Source organism: Thioalkalivibrio halophilus (assembly GCF_001995255.1).
In the GTDB taxonomy this organism is placed as follows: domain Bacteria; phylum Pseudomonadota; class Gammaproteobacteria; order Ectothiorhodospirales; family Ectothiorhodospiraceae; genus Thioalkalivibrio; species Thioalkalivibrio halophilus.
This window is the reverse complement of the sequence record NZ_MUZR01000035.1, coordinates 1-17,083: the sequence shown is the minus strand read 5'-3', so window position 1 is coordinate 17,083 and position 17,083 is coordinate 1. Positions and strand designations below refer to the sequence as shown.

General features: G+C 64.9%; 22 protein-coding genes, 1 tRNA gene and 1 pseudogene. 14 read left to right on the top strand and 10 right to left on the bottom strand.

The window, feature by feature from the left end; all coding sequences use genetic code 11:
* Positions 1-78: 78 nt before the first annotated feature.
* On the top strand, positions 79-447 hold the full coding sequence (locus tag B1A74_RS08965) for a hypothetical protein (protein WP_208855990.1): 369 nt from the start codon (positions 79-81) through the stop codon (positions 445-447).
* 73 nt (positions 448-520) lie between these two features.
* Entirely contained in the window at positions 521-916 is a 396-nt protein-coding gene (locus B1A74_RS14175) for a hypothetical protein (RefSeq protein WP_143592248.1), read from the top strand.
* Positions 917-1,023: 107 nt separating this feature from the next.
* Here B1A74_RS14175 and B1A74_RS08960 read toward each other — a convergent pair whose 3' ends face one another.
* Positions 1,024-2,397: a hypothetical protein gene (locus tag B1A74_RS08960; RefSeq protein WP_077244430.1), complete on the bottom strand. Its 1,374-nt coding sequence runs from the start codon at positions 2,395-2,397 to the stop codon at positions 1,024-1,026.
* A gap of 272 nt (positions 2,398-2,669) precedes the next feature.
* Here B1A74_RS08960 and B1A74_RS08955 point away from each other — a divergent pair, with 272 nt between their 5' ends.
* A complete protein-coding gene (locus B1A74_RS08955; protein WP_077244429.1) occupies positions 2,670-4,475 on the top strand; it encodes a DEAD/DEAH box helicase in 1,806 nt (601 codons plus the stop codon).
* 35 nt (positions 4,476-4,510) lie between these two features.
* Here B1A74_RS08955 and B1A74_RS08950 read toward each other — a convergent pair whose 3' ends face one another.
* Both B1A74_RS08950 and B1A74_RS08945 read right to left on the bottom strand, forming a co-directional pair.
* The gene (locus B1A74_RS08950; protein WP_018868994.1) at positions 4,511-4,957 is read right to left on the bottom strand and encodes a type II toxin-antitoxin system HicB family antitoxin; all 447 of its coding nucleotides are present in this window, start codon (positions 4,955-4,957) and stop codon (positions 4,511-4,513) included.
* 10 nt (positions 4,958-4,967) lie between these two features.
* Positions 4,968-5,180, bottom strand: coding sequence for a type II toxin-antitoxin system HicA family toxin (locus B1A74_RS08945; protein WP_019583291.1), 213 nt, complete (start codon positions 5,178-5,180; stop codon positions 4,968-4,970).
* A 396-nt stretch (positions 5,181-5,576) separates the two neighbouring features.
* On the opposite strand from B1A74_RS08945, the gene B1A74_RS08940 reads away from it, so the two are divergent.
* Positions 5,577-5,897, top strand: coding sequence for a hypothetical protein (locus B1A74_RS08940; protein WP_024329432.1), 321 nt, complete (start codon positions 5,577-5,579; stop codon positions 5,895-5,897).
* A gap of 24 nt (positions 5,898-5,921) precedes the next feature.
* On the opposite strand, the pseudogene B1A74_RS14075 reads toward B1A74_RS08940, so the two are convergent.
* A pseudogene (locus tag B1A74_RS14075) lies at positions 5,922-6,011 on the bottom strand (peptide deformylase); the annotation flags it as partial.
* A gap of 84 nt (positions 6,012-6,095) precedes the next feature.
* Between B1A74_RS14075 and B1A74_RS08935 the strand changes: the two are divergent.
* On the top strand, positions 6,096-6,332 hold the full coding sequence (locus tag B1A74_RS08935; RefSeq protein WP_019570591.1) for a hypothetical protein: 237 nt from the start codon (positions 6,096-6,098) through the stop codon (positions 6,330-6,332).
* Entirely contained in the window at positions 6,329-6,526 is a 198-nt protein-coding gene (locus B1A74_RS08930) for a DUF2283 domain-containing protein (protein ID WP_019570592.1), read from the top strand. Before B1A74_RS08935 ends, B1A74_RS08930 begins: the two co-directional genes overlap by 4 nt.
* A gap of 60 nt (positions 6,527-6,586) precedes the next feature.
* Here the strand turns inward: B1A74_RS08930 and def are convergent, their stop codons facing one another.
* Positions 6,587-7,123 carry a peptide deformylase gene (def, locus tag B1A74_RS08925; protein ID WP_077244428.1) on the bottom strand — a complete coding sequence of 179 codons (537 nt, stop codon included), beginning with the start codon at positions 7,121-7,123 and terminating at the stop codon, positions 6,587-6,589.
* Positions 7,124-7,195: 72 nt separating this feature from the next.
* On the opposite strand from def, the gene B1A74_RS08920 reads away from it, so the two are divergent.
* The 6 genes from B1A74_RS08920 to B1A74_RS08895 all read left to right on the top strand — a co-directional run bounded on the left by B1A74_RS08920 (position 7,196) and on the right by B1A74_RS08895 (position 11,872).
* The gene (locus B1A74_RS08920; RefSeq protein ID WP_077244427.1) at positions 7,196-7,828 is read left to right on the top strand and encodes a DUF429 domain-containing protein; all 633 of its coding nucleotides are present in this window, start codon (positions 7,196-7,198) and stop codon (positions 7,826-7,828) included.
* 131 nt (positions 7,829-7,959) lie between these two features.
* Positions 7,960-8,343, top strand: coding sequence for a hypothetical protein (locus tag B1A74_RS08915; protein ID WP_077244426.1), 384 nt, complete (start codon positions 7,960-7,962; stop codon positions 8,341-8,343).
* Between the two features lie 123 nt (positions 8,344-8,466).
* Positions 8,467-9,666: a KGGVGR-motif variant AAA ATPase gene (locus tag B1A74_RS08910; RefSeq protein WP_208855989.1), complete on the top strand. Its 1,200-nt coding sequence runs from the start codon at positions 8,467-8,469 to the stop codon at positions 9,664-9,666.
* Positions 9,663-11,138: an AAA family ATPase gene (locus B1A74_RS08905; RefSeq protein ID WP_143592247.1), complete on the top strand. Its 1,476-nt coding sequence runs from the start codon at positions 9,663-9,665 to the stop codon at positions 11,136-11,138. The genes B1A74_RS08910 and B1A74_RS08905 overlap by 4 nt, the downstream gene beginning before the upstream one ends.
* Positions 11,139-11,355: 217 nt before the next feature.
* The gene (locus B1A74_RS08900; protein ID WP_018868998.1) at positions 11,356-11,616 is read left to right on the top strand and encodes a type II toxin-antitoxin system Phd/YefM family antitoxin; all 261 of its coding nucleotides are present in this window, start codon (positions 11,356-11,358) and stop codon (positions 11,614-11,616) included.
* A complete protein-coding gene (locus B1A74_RS08895; protein ID WP_018947160.1) occupies positions 11,609-11,872 on the top strand; it encodes a Txe/YoeB family addiction module toxin in 264 nt (87 codons plus the stop codon). Before B1A74_RS08900 ends, B1A74_RS08895 begins: the two co-directional genes overlap by 8 nt.
* Positions 11,873-11,946: 74 nt before the next feature.
* On the opposite strand, the gene B1A74_RS08890 is transcribed toward B1A74_RS08895, so the two are convergent.
* The 5 genes from B1A74_RS08890 to moaC form a co-directional block, all read right to left on the bottom strand.
* Positions 11,947-12,022, bottom strand: a tRNA-Phe gene (locus B1A74_RS08890).
* A 93-nt stretch (positions 12,023-12,115) separates the two neighbouring features.
* A complete protein-coding gene (locus B1A74_RS08885; protein WP_018947159.1) occupies positions 12,116-12,391 on the bottom strand; it encodes an oxidative damage protection protein in 276 nt (91 codons plus the stop codon).
* Positions 12,375-13,430, bottom strand: a complete 1,056-nt coding sequence (mutY, locus tag B1A74_RS08880) for an A/G-specific adenine glycosylase (RefSeq protein WP_077244423.1) — start codon at positions 13,428-13,430, stop codon at positions 12,375-12,377. The genes B1A74_RS08885 and mutY overlap by 17 nt, the downstream gene beginning before the upstream one ends.
* Before the next feature lie 98 nt (positions 13,431-13,528).
* On the bottom strand, positions 13,529-15,817 hold the full coding sequence (locus B1A74_RS08875; RefSeq protein ID WP_077244422.1) for an AsmA family protein: 2,289 nt from the start codon (positions 15,815-15,817) through the stop codon (positions 13,529-13,531).
* Positions 15,814-16,308, bottom strand: coding sequence for a cyclic pyranopterin monophosphate synthase MoaC (gene moaC / locus B1A74_RS08870; protein ID WP_077244421.1), 495 nt, complete (start codon positions 16,306-16,308; stop codon positions 15,814-15,816). The genes B1A74_RS08875 and moaC overlap by 4 nt, the downstream gene beginning before the upstream one ends.
* A 44-nt stretch (positions 16,309-16,352) precedes the next feature.
* Here moaC and moaD point away from each other — a divergent pair, with 44 nt between their 5' ends.
* Both moaD and B1A74_RS08860 read left to right on the top strand, forming a co-directional pair.
* Positions 16,353-16,586: a molybdopterin converting factor subunit 1 gene (moaD, locus tag B1A74_RS08865; protein WP_077244420.1), complete on the top strand. Its 234-nt coding sequence runs from the start codon at positions 16,353-16,355 to the stop codon at positions 16,584-16,586.
* 2 nt (positions 16,587-16,588) lie between these two features.
* On the top strand, positions 16,589-17,023 hold the full coding sequence (locus B1A74_RS08860) for a molybdenum cofactor biosynthesis protein MoaE (protein WP_077244419.1): 435 nt from the start codon (positions 16,589-16,591) through the stop codon (positions 17,021-17,023).
* The last annotated feature ends 60 nt before the right edge of the window (positions 17,024-17,083 follow it).

Below are 17,083 nucleotides of genomic sequence, written 5' to 3'. Positions count from 1 at the left end.
GGTTGGCTGCCCATATTCTCCCCCCTGTCAGTGGCAAGCGATTTTGATACTGCGAGAACGGAGTGGGCGCTCATTGGCGTGGAAGTCAGCGAAGAATTTGATAGCTGTCCCTGCGGTCAGGACATCAAAGAGCATTGCTACATTCGCAATCAGATCAATGGCAACACAACTTACGTCGGTAATGTCTGTATTAACCGATTTATCGGTATTGAGACCGGGAACCTCTTCGCCGGGCTTCGCCGAATAGCAGTCGATGATACCGCCAATGCGAACGAAGATTTGATCTATCATGCTTTCAAGCTTGGTTACATCTTCGATCAAGAATACAAGTTTTTGATGGATACCCGAAGGAAGCGGAAATTATCGCCCAAGCAAACCGCCTGGAAGCAGAAAATCAATCGACGTATCATCAATAAAACCGTGGTGCAGCGCCGTAGCAGCACATAACCAGTGGCTGTTGTCGGACGCACCTACGCTGGCGCTCCGGCGCGCCGCAAAGCCAGGCGTTAGGAGTAAGAGGTTGATTTCAGAAGATTACGTGAAAACGACCATGGCAGACTGGCTTGTGCGTCAGGGCTACATTGATGTTATCCCGCGCATGGGAAAAGCAAATGGGATCGATGTGGAGGGGAAGGATCCGACGTCAGGGGTTCGTCTTGCGATCGAGTGCAAGGGTGAGAGCAACGCAAAGAACCAGTGGGATAACGCATGGAGAAACCTGTCGCACGGTTTGTTCAACCTTATAAAAGATACCGAAGACCCGGAGAATGGAGACGAAATCGCTTTAGCTATACCTGATACCTCTGATTACCGGAGACGCATGGACGGCCTCCGTGATTTCTGTAGGAGGCAGGGGATCACTGTGTATTGGGTATCCGCGTCGGGGGAAGTCAATTCTTGGGGTACCAGCTCCTAACTCGGCGCTCAACCGGACGCTCGTACCTCGCGCCGGTTAGCTTTGCGTTACAGCAGCCCAAGAGCGCAGTGACGGTGCCATGGGCAGGCCCATTGAGCCATCTTGCCTCAGTTCGGCCTGTCGTCTGGCGGGGTGGCCTCTTCTTCCTGTTCGGTCTCGGATGCCGTGTTCACTGGGTCAGATTTCATTTTCGGCGGCGGTGGCACCCATGCCCGGAGTCGCTGGCCAACCTGTTCGTAGAAATGGGGCACGGCACGCTCAAGTTCCTCGATGAACACCTTGTTGCCGGAGAAGCGGGAGGCTTGATCGGTCACATAGCGCACTTCGAAGGCAGTTGGAACGGCTTCGGTATTCTCGGACTCGAGGTGTTCAGGGTCTTCCAGTACGAGGCCGAGAGGGGCCTGCGTGGATTCGGCCTTGCCCGGACGGATCGCCTTCACGAAGAAGCCCTCGGATTCGACGTTGTCGAGCTGGCGGCGTAGCCAGTTGACGCGGGCGCTGGTCTTCTTTTTGTCCTTCGGTGCGTCGAGCCGCATGCTCGTGACGATCACGCGCTTCTCCAGGTTCGCTTCCACGTGAAGCTCGGCCGCGGCGTGCGGGATGTCCAGTTCGCAGCGCAGTACGTGTTCGCAGGCGAGGAGCTCGCAATCACTTTTCAGGCGGGCCTGCGGGTCGGTGCGGTGTATCCGGCTCAGCCGCAGTTTGACGGCCTGACCGAGTTTCCGCGAAAGAACCAGGCTCAGATCGCGTTGTTCCTGGTGCCAGCTGGAAACCGTGTTTTCGACCTCTTCGGAGTTCTTGTTCAGCTTCGCGCCATTCTTGACCTTGGCGACGACGTCCTTCCATTCCCGGTTCATGCTGTCGAAGCGGCTGACGCCGCTCGAGTCATGATTCAGATACCGGGTCACTTCCGCGAGGATGAAGCGCTGGTCGGGTGAGCTGATCCCGTCGGCCTCCAGCAGGAGGGTGGCTTGCGTGAGGATGTACATCCAGGACCAGTGATAGAGCTCGACGTTGCGCGTCTGGTTTTTCGGCAGCTTGATCGGGTGGTGGGTAGGCTGGGCCACGAACTGGTTGGTGATGGTGATCACCGCATCGATCTTGTGAGCGCGGGCCTGCTGCACGTAGGACTGGAGTTGTTCCTCGTCCACTTCGGCATTGCCGATCTTGGCTTCGATCAGGGCGGTCCAACGCTTCTTCCCGGTATCGAGGACCAGCAGGCCGTCGGGGCGGTCGTTCTTTTTGGAGCTCGATTTCGCGCTCTTCTCTTCCTTGAACGTGACTTCGGTCCAGGCGCCGAGCCTTGCACGGTTGCCTACACGGACGCCCAGGGAGCCCAGCATGGATTGGCGGAGCTCGTAGATGCTTCGCATGGCCGCCAGGACGATGGAGGCCGCTCGTTGTTCTTTGTTGGAGTCGGCGGTGACGGGGATCAGCCGGGCAGCTTCGCCTGACTCGATGAACTCGGGTAGCTCGGCCATGGTTGGTTCCTCCTGGCTCCGGGCGAATCGGTAACGCGGCATCCTTGCGTGCCAGCTTGTGGAAACCATAGCCTATGTGTGGTTCAGCGTCGATTTCGCTAGTGGCGCTTTGCCGGCGGGCCGGTCAGTGGGGCCTTTCGGGCCGGAGTGGGGGATAGAGATCGATTGCGGTGGCGGGGCTTTCGCGACAAGCGGGGGCCATTCCGCGCAACTTTGGGAGAGCCCCGGAAGTGACAACACTCATACCTTCGCTGAACAGCTGCCTGCCGCGGATGACGTCGGGCGAGAAGCGCTTTGCGCGGCGACTGGAGCACTTCCTGGAGGATGACTACCTGTGCTGGTACGACGTGCCGGTGGGCGGGCGGTCGGAGCATCCGGATTTCATCGTGCTGCATCCGCAGCGGGGTCTGCTGATCCTGGAGGTGAAGGACTGGCGGCTGGAGACCATCCGGCAGATCGATCGCCAGGAGGCGACCATCCTGACGGACCGGGGCCTGAAAGTGGTCCCCAACCCGCTGGAGCAGGCGCGCCAGTATGCCTATCAGGTCATCAAGCCACTGGAGCGCGATCCGCAGCTGGTGCATCCGCCGGGATCTTCGCTGCAGGGCCGGTTGATGCTGCCGTTCGGGCACGGGGTGGTGCTGGCCAACATTACCCGCGCGCAGTTCGAGCAGCAGGAGCTGGGCGAGGTGATTCCGGCCAATCGGGTCATCTGTCGCGACGAGATGACGGAGTCCCAGGATCCGGAGGATTTCCAGAAGCGGCTGTGGGACATGTTCACTGTGCAGTTCCCGCACCGGTTGTCGCTGCCGCAGATCGACCGCATCCGCGGCCATCTGTTCCCCGAGATTCGCATCCGCCAGGGCAGCCTGTTCGACGATGCGTCCGACGCGGACGAGACCGAATCCCCGGCCGAAGTGCTCCCGGACCTGATGCGGGTGATGGACCTGCAGCAGGAGCAGCTGGCCCGCAGCCTGGGAACCGGGCACCGGGTGATCCATGGCGCGGCCGGGGCGGGCAAGACGCTGATCCTGGTCTACCGCTGCCTGCATCTGGCGCGGGCGCTGCGCAAGCCGATCCTGGTGCTGTGTTACAACCGCACCCTGGCCGACCGCCTGCAGGCCATCCTGGCGGAGAAGGGCGCGGGCGATCAGGTGGTGGTGTACAACTTCCATCGCTGGTGCCACGCGCAGCTGCGTACCTACAACGTGCCGCCCCCGCCGAATAACACGGACAAGCGGGCCTTCTTCGACCAGCTGGTGCAGCAGGTGATCGACGGCGTCGACCAGGGGCAGATCCCCGGCGGGCAGTACGGCGCGGTGATGATCGACGAGGGCCACGACTTCGAGCCGCACTGGTTCCGGCTGGCCACGCAGATGGTCGACCCAGACACCAACTCGGTGCTCGTGCTGTACGACGACGCTCAGTCGATCTACGGCCGCAGCCAGAGCCGGTTCAGCTTCTCCAGCGTGGGCGTGGAGGCCCGCGGGCGCACCACCATCCTGCGGGTGAATTACCGCAACACCCGCCAGGTGCTGGACCTGGCCACCCGCTTCGCCCGCGAACTGCTGGACCCGCAGGAGGCCGAGGAAGACGGCATCCCGCTCGTGCCGCCGGAAAGCGCGGGCCGCGAAGGCCCGGAGCCCGCGATCATCCCCCTGCCCGCCCAGCCGCAGGAGATCGAATACATCGCCGGGCACTTCAAGCGGCTGCACGAACAGGGCCGCCCCTGGAGCGAGATGGCCGTGCTGCACCGCCGCGTGCCCGCCGCCGGCAAGATCCGCGCGGTGTTCGAGCGTGCGGGCATCCCGCTGGAAAACCTCGGGGACCGCAATCGCCAGAAGTCGGCCACCCCGGCCGACACGGTCAAGATGGTGACCATGCACTCCAGCAAGGGCCTGGAGTTTCCCGTGGTGGCCCTGACCGGCCTGGGCGAGATGGACACCGCCGAGGAGCGCGAGGCCGAAGAGGCCCGCCTGCTCTACGTGGCCATGACCCGGGCCATGGACGAGCTGATCGTCACCGGCCCGCCGCAGGCCCCCTTCCTCCGCCGCATCGGCGAGGCCGCGCAGGCCTGAACCCGCGAGCCCGGGCGGGCGCTGGCGGTTACCCTCTATGCTGCGACGGGTTTAAAGGGGCGAGCATCCTCCACGACGAGACCATGACCCAGACTGGCGATCGCGGCGTGGACCGCCTCGATCCTGGAGCGGTGATCCACGTCGATTAGCCGCCGGATCGCACCCTCATGGCTGCCCATTCGGCGTGCCAGTTCCGAGTTGCTGACCCCTTCCGCCCGCATGGCGACCCGGAGCGCGAGTTTGGCGGCGATCAGGGGCGACACCGGCGCGATTGCCTCGCCCGGTTCCGCGTCGGTGGGGGAGGGGATGGGGCGCCCCTCCATGACGTAGCCAGCGAGCGCCGCGCCCAGGGCCTCGCCCATTTCGCGCAGCGCCTCCTCTTGAGATTCCCCGTCCGTCAGGGCCTCGGGCACGTCCCGGCACGTCGCCAGGTAGTGGCCGCCTTCGTCGCGTTCGAGTTGTACGGGGTATGCGTAGCGCATGGCTCTGTCCTCAAATGTCGTTCGGGTCGATACCGAGCTGCTTGCACATGGCTTTCAGCAGCCCGGGGCCGATCTCCTTCTTACGGTCCTTCAGGGTCGTGAAGCGGTCACCGTAGTAGATTCGGCCATGGCTCCCTTTCCCTTGGTGCTCGACCAGTTGAACCGGCGTGCCGGTTTTCTTTCCCAGCTTCTGCAGCCGCTTCAGGTATTCGTTTCCATTCATGTTGCGGCCCACTAATCCCTTGCCCATAGACTCGTACATTTGTGTACGAGTCGTCAAGCTGTTGTGTAGCTGATGCTCGGTCCGGGCTCCAGTTTTTCACCGTAGTCAGGGACCTACGGCTCTCCATGCGCGTGGGCGGGCCCTTGAACCGACGTCCTGGACCGCCAAATAGCTTGATCGGGAGCGAGAACTTCGGGGGCAATTGCCGCTTGCCCTGCGGTGTGCCACCTGTTGAAGGAGTCCACCAAACGGTAATGGACCACACGAATCCTTCCCCATCGCCGCCGGGGTCACCTTTGACCGCCTCGTGGACGGCGTCTAGCGTCAAAGGAGAGGGGCAGGGAACGGCTCCGGCAAACCCGTTGCAACCTCGCGGAATCGCGAAGGAGGCACACCATGCGCAGCGTAGACAACATGCCGGCCCTGGATTGGGAAAACGGCAAGAACGCCATGCGGGCGAAGTTCCAGGTGATGCACGAGGAACCGGTGGTGCTGAATATGCCGGCCGACATGGACTGGTCGGTGGATGGCGGCGAGTTCGGCTGCACGCTGGACGACGGCGGCATGCCGCGTGACTGCGAGGGCGGCAGCCTGCTGCATCGTCTGGCGGAGCTCAATGACATGCCGGCTCTGAAAGACATCGCGAAGGCCTGCGACTACTCCAGTTCCCGCGTGGACATCGACGCCGCCGGCTCCCGCATCATCGTGCACGACTGACCGGTCCTGCACCGGGCGTGAGTCCTATGCTTCTGCGTGGAACTCGCGGTATTCCTCGAGGAAGGCGAGGCGGGTGGTGTCGGTCACCCGGTCGATGAACAGGGTGTCGTCGAGTGAGGGGGGCTGATAGTCAGCCTGGCGCCTCGGTTACCTGACGGGAACGATGCCGGCGATTCATGCAGGAAAGGAAAAATATCTGTGAAAACCACGAAATACTTCCGGGCGACTCGGGGCAGGCCGGACCGTGCGAGAATCAAGGACGAATGGATCCAGTACGTGGTGCAGCATCCCGAGAGAGAGCACGTGCAGGCAGATGGCCGAATAAGGCGATGGGCCAGGATCGAGGCAATGGAAGGCCGGTACCTGCGGGTGATTCTGCTGGACGATGGCGAGACGATTCACAATGCATTCTTTGATCGGGGGTTCCGGCCATGAAAGTCAGCTATTTCGATGACAGCGATACTCTGTACATCGAGTTCCGCAGCAGCGACATTGCGGAATCGAAAGACCTGGACGAAAACACCATTCTGGATGTGGATGCCAGCGGCAATGTCTGCGCGATCACCTTTGAACATGCAAGCCAGCGTACCGACGTTAGCCATCTCATTGTCGAGGGTATTGCGGCATAAGCTCTCCTTTTTTTGACGCCATAAAGCGCCCGGCGCCGTAAGCTGCACCGGGCGTGAGCCCTATGCTTCTGCGTGGAACTCGCGGTATTCGTCGAGGAAGGCGAGGCGGGTGGTGTCGGTCACCCGGTCGATGAACAGGGTGCCGTCGAGGTGGTCGATCTCGTGCTGGAACACGGTGGCGAGGAAGCCTTCGGGTTCCAGGTGGCGGGGCGTGCCGTCGGGCTCGTGGTAGTCGACGGCGATGTGGCGCGGCCGGGCGACTTCGCCGCGCAGGCCGGGCACGGACAGGCAGCCTTCCCAGTAGCGTTGCGGCGTCGGGTCCAGCACGGTGACCACCGGGTTCACCAGCACCAGGCGGCCGGTGGGTACGGCATCGGGGTAGCGCGTGTTGCCGGGCTGAATCTCGATCACGGCCACGCGTCGGGTGTCGCCGATCTGGGCGGCGGCGAGGCCGAGCCCTTCGCTGGCGTGCATGGTGTCCACCAGGTCGTCCACCAGGGCCTGCAGCCCGGCGCTGTCGAAGTCGCCATCGGCCACCGGGTGGCACACGCGACGCAGGTCGGGGTGCCCCATACGCAGGATACGACGAACGCTCATGGCATCGATGGTGCCACAGCGAAGAACAACGTTCGCAGCCTGGCGCGTTCGAAGCCGGCCAAAGGAGATCGCATGGGGCAGTGGATCGTCGGGGTGGATCTGTCCGGGCCCGGGAGTGCCGGGCAGACGTCCCTCGCCGTTTTCGCTGAACGCGGCGGGGCGCTCCGGCTGCGGGAGCTGCTTGCGGGGGCGGACGATCAGGCGATCCTGGAGCGTGTGCCGGCCGCGGCGGTGGTGGGGCTGGATGCACCGCTGTCGTACTCGCCCACCGGGGGCAGTCGCACGTCCGATCAGTCCCTGCGCCGCCTGGCGGTGGAGTGCGGCCTGCCGGCCGGCACCGTGATGGCGCCTTCCGCGCCGAGGATGAGCTACCTGACGCTGCGCGGTGTCGCGGTCAGCCGTATGCTCGCCTTCGAGCGCCCGGATGCACGCGTGGCGGAGGTGCACCCCACGGTGGCCATGGCGCTGGGCGGGGCTTCGGTCGAGACCCTGAAGGCGATGAAGCACGCGGCGGACGCGCGACGGGACCTGCTGGCCTGGCTGGATCGGCAGGGTCTGGACGGGGTGCTCGATCTCGCCGATGCCAGCGACCATTCGGTTGCCGCCTGCGCCGCGGCATGGGCCGCCTGGCAGTGGAGCCGGGGCCGCTCCGCATGGATCCACCCGGCCGAGCCACCGCAACACCCGTACGCTTTCGTCTGCTGAGCTTGTGGCTCAGCGCATTGTGGACGGACGTGGGCTGGTCAACGTGCCGGCGAGCCGAACGCCGGGGGTTCCCGTTCGGTCCCGGAAGCGGCAAAGTCGGGGTTTTCAGGGAACCGGTTTGTGGAGCATGCATGGACGAGAACTATGACGAGGCAGCCCGCCGCCACTGGGGAGATGCCCGTTTGCTGGACGAGCGGAGCCGGTGGGAGAACGCGGACCAGCTCTACGGTCTTGCGGCCGAGTGCGCCTTGAAATCGGCGCTGAAGAGGGCCGGGTATTTTCGTGAGGACCAGCACCGCAAGCACATCAACGTTCTGTGGAGGAAGATTCAGGCGACTGCATTCCGGAACCAGTTTCCGGGACTTGCTGGAGAGCTGGCAGGCGAGGAGCGGTTTGCGGACTGGGATGTCGAACAGCGGTACGTGGCAGACAGCGCGGTGCCGGAGGCCGCCGTGGAGCGGCACTGCGAAGGGGCGCGCCGCTTGTTGGTGGCAACTGGCCTGTTCAGGGGGTAATGGATGGTTCGATTCCACGATGCGCTCCAGATTGCGGAATCGTTCGCGTGTGAACGACTGGCCCGCTTCAAGTGTGTGTACGCCATTCGGGATTTGCTGGGTCGGGTCTCTCTGGCGGTGAACGTGTCCGCGGAAGAGCTGCCGGAGCGCGCGCAGCTCTCCGGTGACCTGAATGCGCGCCTCGGACGGTTTGCCCCCGGTGCCGACGAAGCCGTGCAGACGCGCGACGACCTGCTCATGCCGGAGGAAGTATTCGAGTCGCCGGAATGGGTCGGGCTCGACGGTGACGACACCCTCGAAATTCGTCTGGTGGACCGCCTGATGAACAACCAGGACTGGTTGCGAACGCCCGTCACCGACCAGCCCCCGCTGCCAACGGCGGTGGCCTTCAGCCTGAAGGGTGGGGTGGGACGGTCAACCACGCTGGCGGCCTGGGCTCATCATCTGGCGGGCCGGGGCATGAAGGTGCTGGTGGTGGACCTGGACCTGGAGGCTCCCGGGGTCCAGAACTTCCTGCTGGGACCGAGGCGCGAGGCTGCGTCCCCCTGGCCGGATTACGGCGTGGTGGACTGGCTGGTCGAGGGCCGAGTGGGGCAGGCTGATCGCGAGTTGTTCGAAGGGATGCTGGGAAGCGTCGAGCTGGCACCCGGAACGCCCGGGGAGATCCGGCTGGCTCCGGCCTTTGGTTCCCGGACTCGGGATTATGTCGCCAAGCTGGGGCGTGCGTATCTGTCGGTCAGGGTCGACGGGGCGGAATACGGGTTCGCGGAGGCGGTGCATGCGCTTTTGCAAACTGCGGCCGACCGCATCGAGCCGTTCGACGTGGCGTTGCTTGATGCGAGGGCCGGCATGCACGACATCGGCGCGGCGGCGGTGACCCGCCTGGGGGCGCATGCGTTTCTGTTCGCCCGGGACGATCCGCCGACATGGGCGGGTTATGAACAGCTGTTCCGGCACCTGCGCTGGTCACCCGCCATCACGTTCAACATGCCGGATACGGATCTGCGCTGGCGGTTGAGCACGGTCGGTGCCATGGCGGGGTCCACGCCGAAGGCACAGGCCGCGTTCCGGGAGCGTTCCTACGAGACCTGGCAATGGCTCTACGATGAAGAGGCCGAAGCCGGACCGTCTGCACCGGAGGAGGAAGACGAGGGTATGCCGCACTGGCCGATCCCGGTGTACGCCGATACATCGATGTCAGGCGCCACGTTCAATATGCCTGCGGAGATGCCGGTGGCCCAGGTTCTGGACAAGGTCTACGGCGAGTTTTTCCGCGTGGCCGGGGAGCGCCTGAAGCTCGGTGTCCGGAGGGGTGAGGAGTGACCGGCACGCAATCGGAAGTGGAGGCCCTGCGGGCGGCGTTGTGTGAATTGCCCGATGTCTCCGCTCAGGAGAACCTGACGCCACCCGGCCCGGGGGAGCTATACGTGCCGGAAAGCCACACCCGTGCCCTGAGTCTGGACACGACGGTCGTGATCGGCATGCGGGGTTCCGGCAAATCGGTGTGGACGGCGGCCCTGTTCGATCAACCGACCCGCCAGCGTCTTGTGGGGTCGGGGGGGCCGAAGGCTCTGGAGAACACCGTGGTGCGGATCGGTTTCAGTACGGATCCGCACATGGGTCAGCATCCCGACGCGGAGACCCTGGAGCAGCTTCTGGCCGAGGGGCTGGAGCCCCGTCACATATGGCGCGGGTTGCTGGCACGGCAACTGGCCGAAGTTTGTGGCATGCAGGCGCCGTTTGGCCGTGCGACGGAAGCGGCCCGGTGGGCGCAGGCCGACCCTGAGGCCTTCGCCGAGTTGCTGGCTGCGGCCAGTCGCGAACTGACGCGCAGAGAACAATACCTTCTGCTGGTGTTCGACTCGCTCGATACGATCGCCCGGGGCGGCTGGGAATCCGTGCGCGCATTGACTCGGGGCGCCCTCGAAGTCGCGCTCGCTTGTCGACCCTATCCGAACATCCGCCTGAAGTTTTTTCTGCGGCCCGATATGGAAGAAGACGGGGGCATATTCGGTTTCCGCGACAGTTCCAAATTGCTGCATAACCGGGTCGACCTTGCGTGGCGCCCGGTGGATCTCTACGGGTTGCTGTTTCACCTGCTTGCCAACGGGGCGGCGGGTGATGTGTTTGCCGCCCGGGCGCAGCAGCTCACTGGTGAGTCCTGGGAGCATGCGCAGGGCGAACGGCGGGTGCCGACAGTCGTGCGTGCCGGCGAATCGCTTCAATGGCCGTTGCTGGAGTATCTGGCTGGGCCGTATATGGGAACCAACCGCCGTCGAGGCTATACCTATACCTGGATTACGGGGCATCTGGCGGATGCCCACGGCCGTATCGCCCCGCGAAGCTTGCTCCTGGCGCTGCGCGAGGCGGCCCACCGCACCCACGAAAAGTATGCCGATCACACCAGTCCGCTTCACTATGAAGCGATCAAGCACGGCGTGGCCGAAGCCTCGGAGACCCGTGTGGCGGAGCTGGGCCGCGAGGATTACCCGTGGGTCACCCCGCTTCTTTCGGGCCTGCGAGATGCAACCGTGCCGCTGGAAGTCGACGATCTGCGCCGCCACTGGTCGGAGGAAATCCTGCAGAGGGTTCTCGAGGTTTCGCGCGAGAAGCTGCCGCCGCGCCGTTTTTCGTCCGAACCGGAAGGAAGGGCGGATATCGAACTGCTGGTCGACGATCTCGAGGAACTGGGGGTGCTCTACAGAACCGTAGAAGGCCGGATCAACATTCCGGACATCTTTCGAGTGGGATTCGGGATTCGCCGCAAGGGAGGCGTCAGACCACCCAGAAGCTGATGGAACGTGGGAGAAGGAATGGTGGCCGGGGACGGAATCGAAAGACCTGGACGAATCTGCGTGCCCCATACGCAGAATACGACGAACGCTCATGGCATCGATGGTGCCATAGTGCAAACGGGGCTTCCCGGCGAGTCGATGCCGTGGCCTGTCCCGTAAATTGTACATTTGGGCTGCTCGCCCTATACTTGTACGGGTGACTGTACAGGAGGGCTCCATGAAGATTGTGTCATTCACTGAGGCTCGCAACGGCCTCAAAGCCGTACTCGATGGCGTGGTCGATGATGCCGACACCACGGTGATTACGCGCCGCGATTCGGAAGACGCCGTGGTAATGTCGCTGGATTACTACAACAGCCTGATGGAGACCGTGCATCTTCTGCGTTCCCCGGCGAATGCCGAGCATCTCAACAAGTCCATTGCGCAATACAAGGCAGGAAAGGCCACCGAGCGTGAGCTGGTAGACGGGGATGAGTAGTCGGCTCCTTTGCTGGACGGACGAAGCATGGAACGACTACATCTACTGGCAAGCCCAGGACCGGAAGACCCTCAGGCGGATCAACAAGTTGATCGCGGATGTGAAGCGGTCACCACTGGAAGGCATTGGCAAGCCGGAACCTCTCAAGGAGAACCTGGCTGGTTTCTGGTCGCGCCGTATTGATGACACCCATCGCCTGGTCTATGCCGTGGACGGTTCGTCCATCACCATCATCTCCTGCAGATACCACTATTGAGCGCGATTGATGGGGCCGCTGGCCCTCGCCGAACGGGGCATGCGGACGCGAGAGGACGACTGCGGACAGGGAAATGGTGGCCGGGGACGGAATCGAACCGCCGACACGGGGATTTTCAATCCCCTGCTCTACCGACTGAGCTACCCGGCCAGTACTGACTTGTTGCGGGGTTCGCCGTGAGGCGAAGAGCAGTATTAAAGCGGTCCGGGGCGCTCACGTCAAGGGCGCGCCCCGGGGCCGGCTTCAGGACTGGTTGGGGTCGACGAAGCCTTCGGGTTTTTCGGAGCCGTCGCCGAACAGGAACTTCTCCATTTCCTCTTCCAGGAACTTGCGCGCCTTGGGGTCCACCGGGGTCAGGCGATACTCGTTGATGAGCATGGTCTGGTGGCTCAGCCAGGCGTTCCAGGCTTCCTTGGAGACGTTGAGGTAGATCTTCTTGCCCATCTCGCCCGGGTAGGGCGGGACGTCCAGGCCTTCGGCCTCTTTGCCGAGTTTTACGCAGTTAACGGTTCGTGCCATGGCCGGAATCCTTTTCGCTTTGCAGTAAGCCTTGTATGGGGGCCGGGATGCCTGCCGGCCGCGACTGGCCCGGTTTATACCAGATCACCCCGGGGGCATCCATGATCCCGCACTCACCCGCCGGGAGCCGGTAGCGCTGCACGCGCAGGTCGAGCTGGTAGTGGCTGAAGCCGTGGTTGAGCGCATCGCCTGCCAGTGCCTCGGCGCGTGGCCAGTGGGTGTGCACCCAGGCCTCCAGATGCTCCGGGTCTTCGGCCTCGGGCAGGGTGTACAGCCCGCCCCAGATGCCGCTGGGCGGGCGCTGTTCCAGGTAGATCCCTTCGGGGGCGTGCAGCAGGGCGGCCCAGCGCGTGCGTGTCGGGCGTTCGCGCTTCGGCCGCGGGTGCGGCAGCTCGGCGGTCCGTTCCTGCAGGCGGGCGCCGCAGTCCACGGCTACCGGGCAGGCGGCGCAGTCGGGGCGGCTGCGGGTGCACACCAGCGCGCCCAGATCCATGATCGCCTGGGTGTAGTCGGCGCAGCGGCTGGCGGGCGTGCGGGCCTCGGCTTCGCGCCACAGGGTCTTCTGGCTGGCGGTGCTGCCGGGCCAGCCGTCCACCGCGGCGTGGCGGGCGAGCACGCGCTTGGCGTTGCCGTCGAGGATGGCCTCGGGGGCGTCGTGTGCCTGGGCGACGATGGCGGCGGCGGTGGAGCGGCCGATGCCGGGCAGGGCCTCCAGCGCCACGCGTTCGCGCGGGAAATGGCCGTTGTGGTCTTCCACGATGGTCCGGGCGCAGCGGTGCAGGTTGCGGGCGCGGGCGTAGTAGCCGAGGCCGGCCCACAGGGCGAGGACGTCGTCCACGGGGGCGGCGGCCAGGCTCTGCACGTCCGGGAAGCTCGCGGTGAACCGCTCGAAATACGGGATGACGGTCTCGACCCGGGTCTGCTGCAACATGATCTCGGAGACCCATACGCGGTAGGGCGTGCGCGGGTGCTGCCACGGGAGATCGTGACGACCGTTGCGGTCGAACCAGTCCAGCAGGCGTTGGGCGAAGGGTTGCATGATGGCGGGGGAGGAGGCACCGACGCCCGGGGCGATGTGCCCGGGCGTCGGTGTTCGCGGTCGGGTTGAACGAGTGCGGGTGACCCGGGTTCCCCGGTTTACTCGAGGAGTTCCCGCATGCGGTCTTCCGCTTCCTGCTCGAGGCTGCGTTCGGCCTCTTCGTCTTCTTCGTCTTCCTCGTCTTCCTCGTCTTCGTCAGCTTCTTCGGCTTGTTCGTCGTTTGCTTCTTCCTCGTCCGCTTCGTCGCGCGAGAGGCCGAGGCGCTCCATCAGGCGCCGGGTGGCCTCGTCACGCAGTTCGTCCTCGTCCACGCCCAGCTCTTCGGCGGCGCGTTCACGCAGGATGGACTCGAGGTCGAGGCGGAAGCTGGGGTCGTCGAACGTGCCGCTGATGCGGATCGGCAGGCGGACGCCGCGCAGGTCTTCCAGCGAACGTCCGCCCTGGCCTTCCAGGGTGCCGACGAGGGTCGTGTCCACGCGGTAGTCCAGCGACTCGTCGTTGAGGTCGGCCGAGCCCTGGCCGCGGACGCGCAGCAGCGGGGAGTTGCCTTCCAGGTCGTTGTTGGAGACCACGCCGTTCTCGATGTCGAAACTGCCGGAGATCTCGCTGAAGTCCGTCTGCCGCGGCTCGTCCGACTCGTATTCACGGCCGCGGATGCGGGCCTCCGCGCGGCGGATGATGTCGGCGACATTGATGCCGCGCACCGCGCCGTCCTCGAAGCGCATGTCGCCGTCGCCGTTGAGGTTGGCCCGCAGGTCGGACAGCGCCTCGCCTTGCGTGGTGATGTCGAGCGTGAGGTTGCCGGTGCCCAGCAGCATGGCGTCGTCACCCTGCAGGTCGTCCAGCAGGGCGCCGATATCCAGGCCGGCCAGGTCGGTGGTGAGGCCGTAGCGCGGCTGGCTGCCCGAGGCGTCCAGCTGGATGCGGCTGGTCAGTTCGCCGTCGTAGCCGGTGGCGGACAGCGGGTCGATCACCCAGTCGCCGCCGCGCGCCCGGATGTCCAGTGCGATGTCGCGCAGCTCCAGGCCCATCAGGATCAGGCGACCATCGAGGGCCAGGCTGCCGTCCACGTCGACGGAACGCAGGGCTTCCATCGGCAGTTCGATACGCAGCTCCTCGGCTTCTTCCTCGTCGGGGGCGCCGTTGGCTTCGCCGGTGCGCGCCTCTTCGACCTCCGGCGGGAGGTAGCGGTCGACATTGAGCTCGTTGCCGCGCAGGTCGAAACCGAAATGCGGGCGCTCGCCGGTGGTGTCCAGCGTGGCGTCACCGCTGAGGGTCGTGTCGTCGAGGGTGAACAGGAACGGCGACAGTTCCAGGTTGCCCGGCGTACCGGCCGCGGAAAGGTCGAACGCGACCCGCTGCAGGGCATCCGGATCCGCGGTGGCCGGGGCTTCCAGCCCCAGGTCGTCCATGACCGAGCGCAGGTTGAAGGTGTTGGAGCGCAGTTCGCCACGCATCTGTGGCTGGTCGCCCTGCAGGTTGCCCAGTTCGGCAAACCCGGTGAGGGTTACCCTGGAGGCCTCCACCGTCAGGCGTTCCATGCGCAGGCGGGTGTCGTCTTCGTCCACCTCCAGCGCCACGTCGCTGCGGAAGACGACGGCCATCGGCTGCGGCACCGGGCCGCCTTCCACGTCGAGGTTGAGGTCCAGGCGACGCACTGCATAGCGATTGTTCAGCAGGTCGAGGTTGACCAGTCCGGTCAGGTCCATGGTGGTGCTGAGCGGCTGCTCCAGCGGGCCGCCCTCGGCCTCCAGCGCGGCGGACATTTCCAGCCGGGTCTCCACGCCGGGCTGGAAGCGGCCCACCTGCAGGCTGAACGGGTCCAGCACGGCACGCATCCCGGTCTCGCGGTCGTCCCACACCACGCGGGCGTTGGTCAGGCTGATGCCGGCGATATCGATCCGCTCCATGGCCAGGCGCGATTCGGTGGCGGTCCGTTCTTCGTCCTCGTCGCCGGTCACGGCCTCGTCGCGGGCTTCGTCGGCGCGCGCAGCGAGGTCGTCCCAGTTGTTGCGGCCGTCCTCGTCGCGCGCCAGGTTCAGGCGCACGCCGTCGCCTTCAACCCGTTGCACTTCCAGCTCGCGGCGCAGCAGCGGCATGACCGCGACGGCCACGTCGACCACGTCGACCTCGGCGAAGGGTTCGTCGCCGAAGCCCTCGGCGTTGCCGAAGCGCACGTCTTCCAGGCGCAGGCCGAGGGTGGGGAACAGCGTCAGGCTGACATCGCCGGCCAGTTCCAGATCGCGCCCGGTCTGTTCGTGCACCTGGGCCTCGATGCGCTCCTTGTAATCGTTGGCGTCGAACGTCACCAGCAGATACGCGGCGACGACGATCACCACGAGGATCAGGATGCCGATCAGGCCAAACAGGCGCTTGATCCATTTCATGTTCGGGAATCTCCTTGCGGGTCGGGGGCCTTCCAGCTGCCGCTGCGACCGCCGTGTTTTTCCAGAAGCCGGACCGTTTCCAGCACCATGCCCCGGTCCACGGCCTTGCACATATCGTAGATGGTCAGAAGGGCGGTGGAGACGGCGGTCAGGGCCTCCATCTCCACGCCGGTGACTGCATGCACCTCGCAGGTGGCCCGGGCCACGACCGCGTCATCTTGCAGATCGAATTCGACCGCCACGCGGCTGAGTCCGATGGGATGGCACAGCGGGATCAGGTCACCCGTTCTCTTGGCACCCATGATACCGGCGATGCGGGCAATGCCCAGAACATCCCCTTTGGAATGATTGCCTTCGCGGACCTTTTGCAGGGTTTCCGGCTGCATGCGGATGCGGCCCTCGGCGATGGCCACGCGGTGGGAGACGGCCTTGTCGCCGACATCCACCATGTGCGCGTGGCCCTGAGAGTCAAAATGAGTGAAATTGTTCATGCTGGCTATAATGCTTGTTTGAGCGACACACGTGTAGGGGCCGTATGACGGTAAAAGTGCTGTATTTCGCGCGGCTGCGCGAGGAACTGGGCCGCGATGGCGAGCAGGCCGAGCTGCCCGCCGAAGGGTGCACGGTGGCCGGTCTGTGGGAAAACCTGCACGGTGAACCCCCGCCGCAGCGCCTGATGACGGCGGTCAACCAGTCCCAGGCGGGCCCGGACACCCCGGTGCGCGACGGCGACGAGGTGGCCTTCTTTCCGCCGGTCACCGGAGGCTGAGCATGACGGTGATGATCCATCACGAGGACTTCGACCCCTGGGACGCGCTGCGCGCGGCGGAGCAGGGCATTCCCGTCGAAGCACGTGGCGCGGCCAGCGTGTTCGTCGGCCGCATGCGCGACTTCAACGAGGACGACACGGTCACCGGGCTGTTTCTGGAGCACTACCCGGGAATGACCGAGCAGGAGCTGGAGCGCATCGTGGAGGCCGCCCAGCAGCGCTGGCCCCTGCTGGGCGTGCACGTTGCGCACCGCGTGGGCGAGGTGCGGCCGGGCGATGCGCTGGTGCTGGTGGCGACCTGGTCGGCCCATCGTGCGGCCGCCCGCGATGCCTGCAGCGACATCCTGGAGCGGCTCAAGCACGAGGCCCCGTTCTGGAAACGCGAGCGCCTGGCCGACGGCAGCAGCCGCTGGGTGGAGCGCAACACGCCCGGCTGAATCCCGCGCGTCGCGCGCGAGCGGGATCAGCCGGCCAGCAGCTCGCGCGGGTTGAAGCTG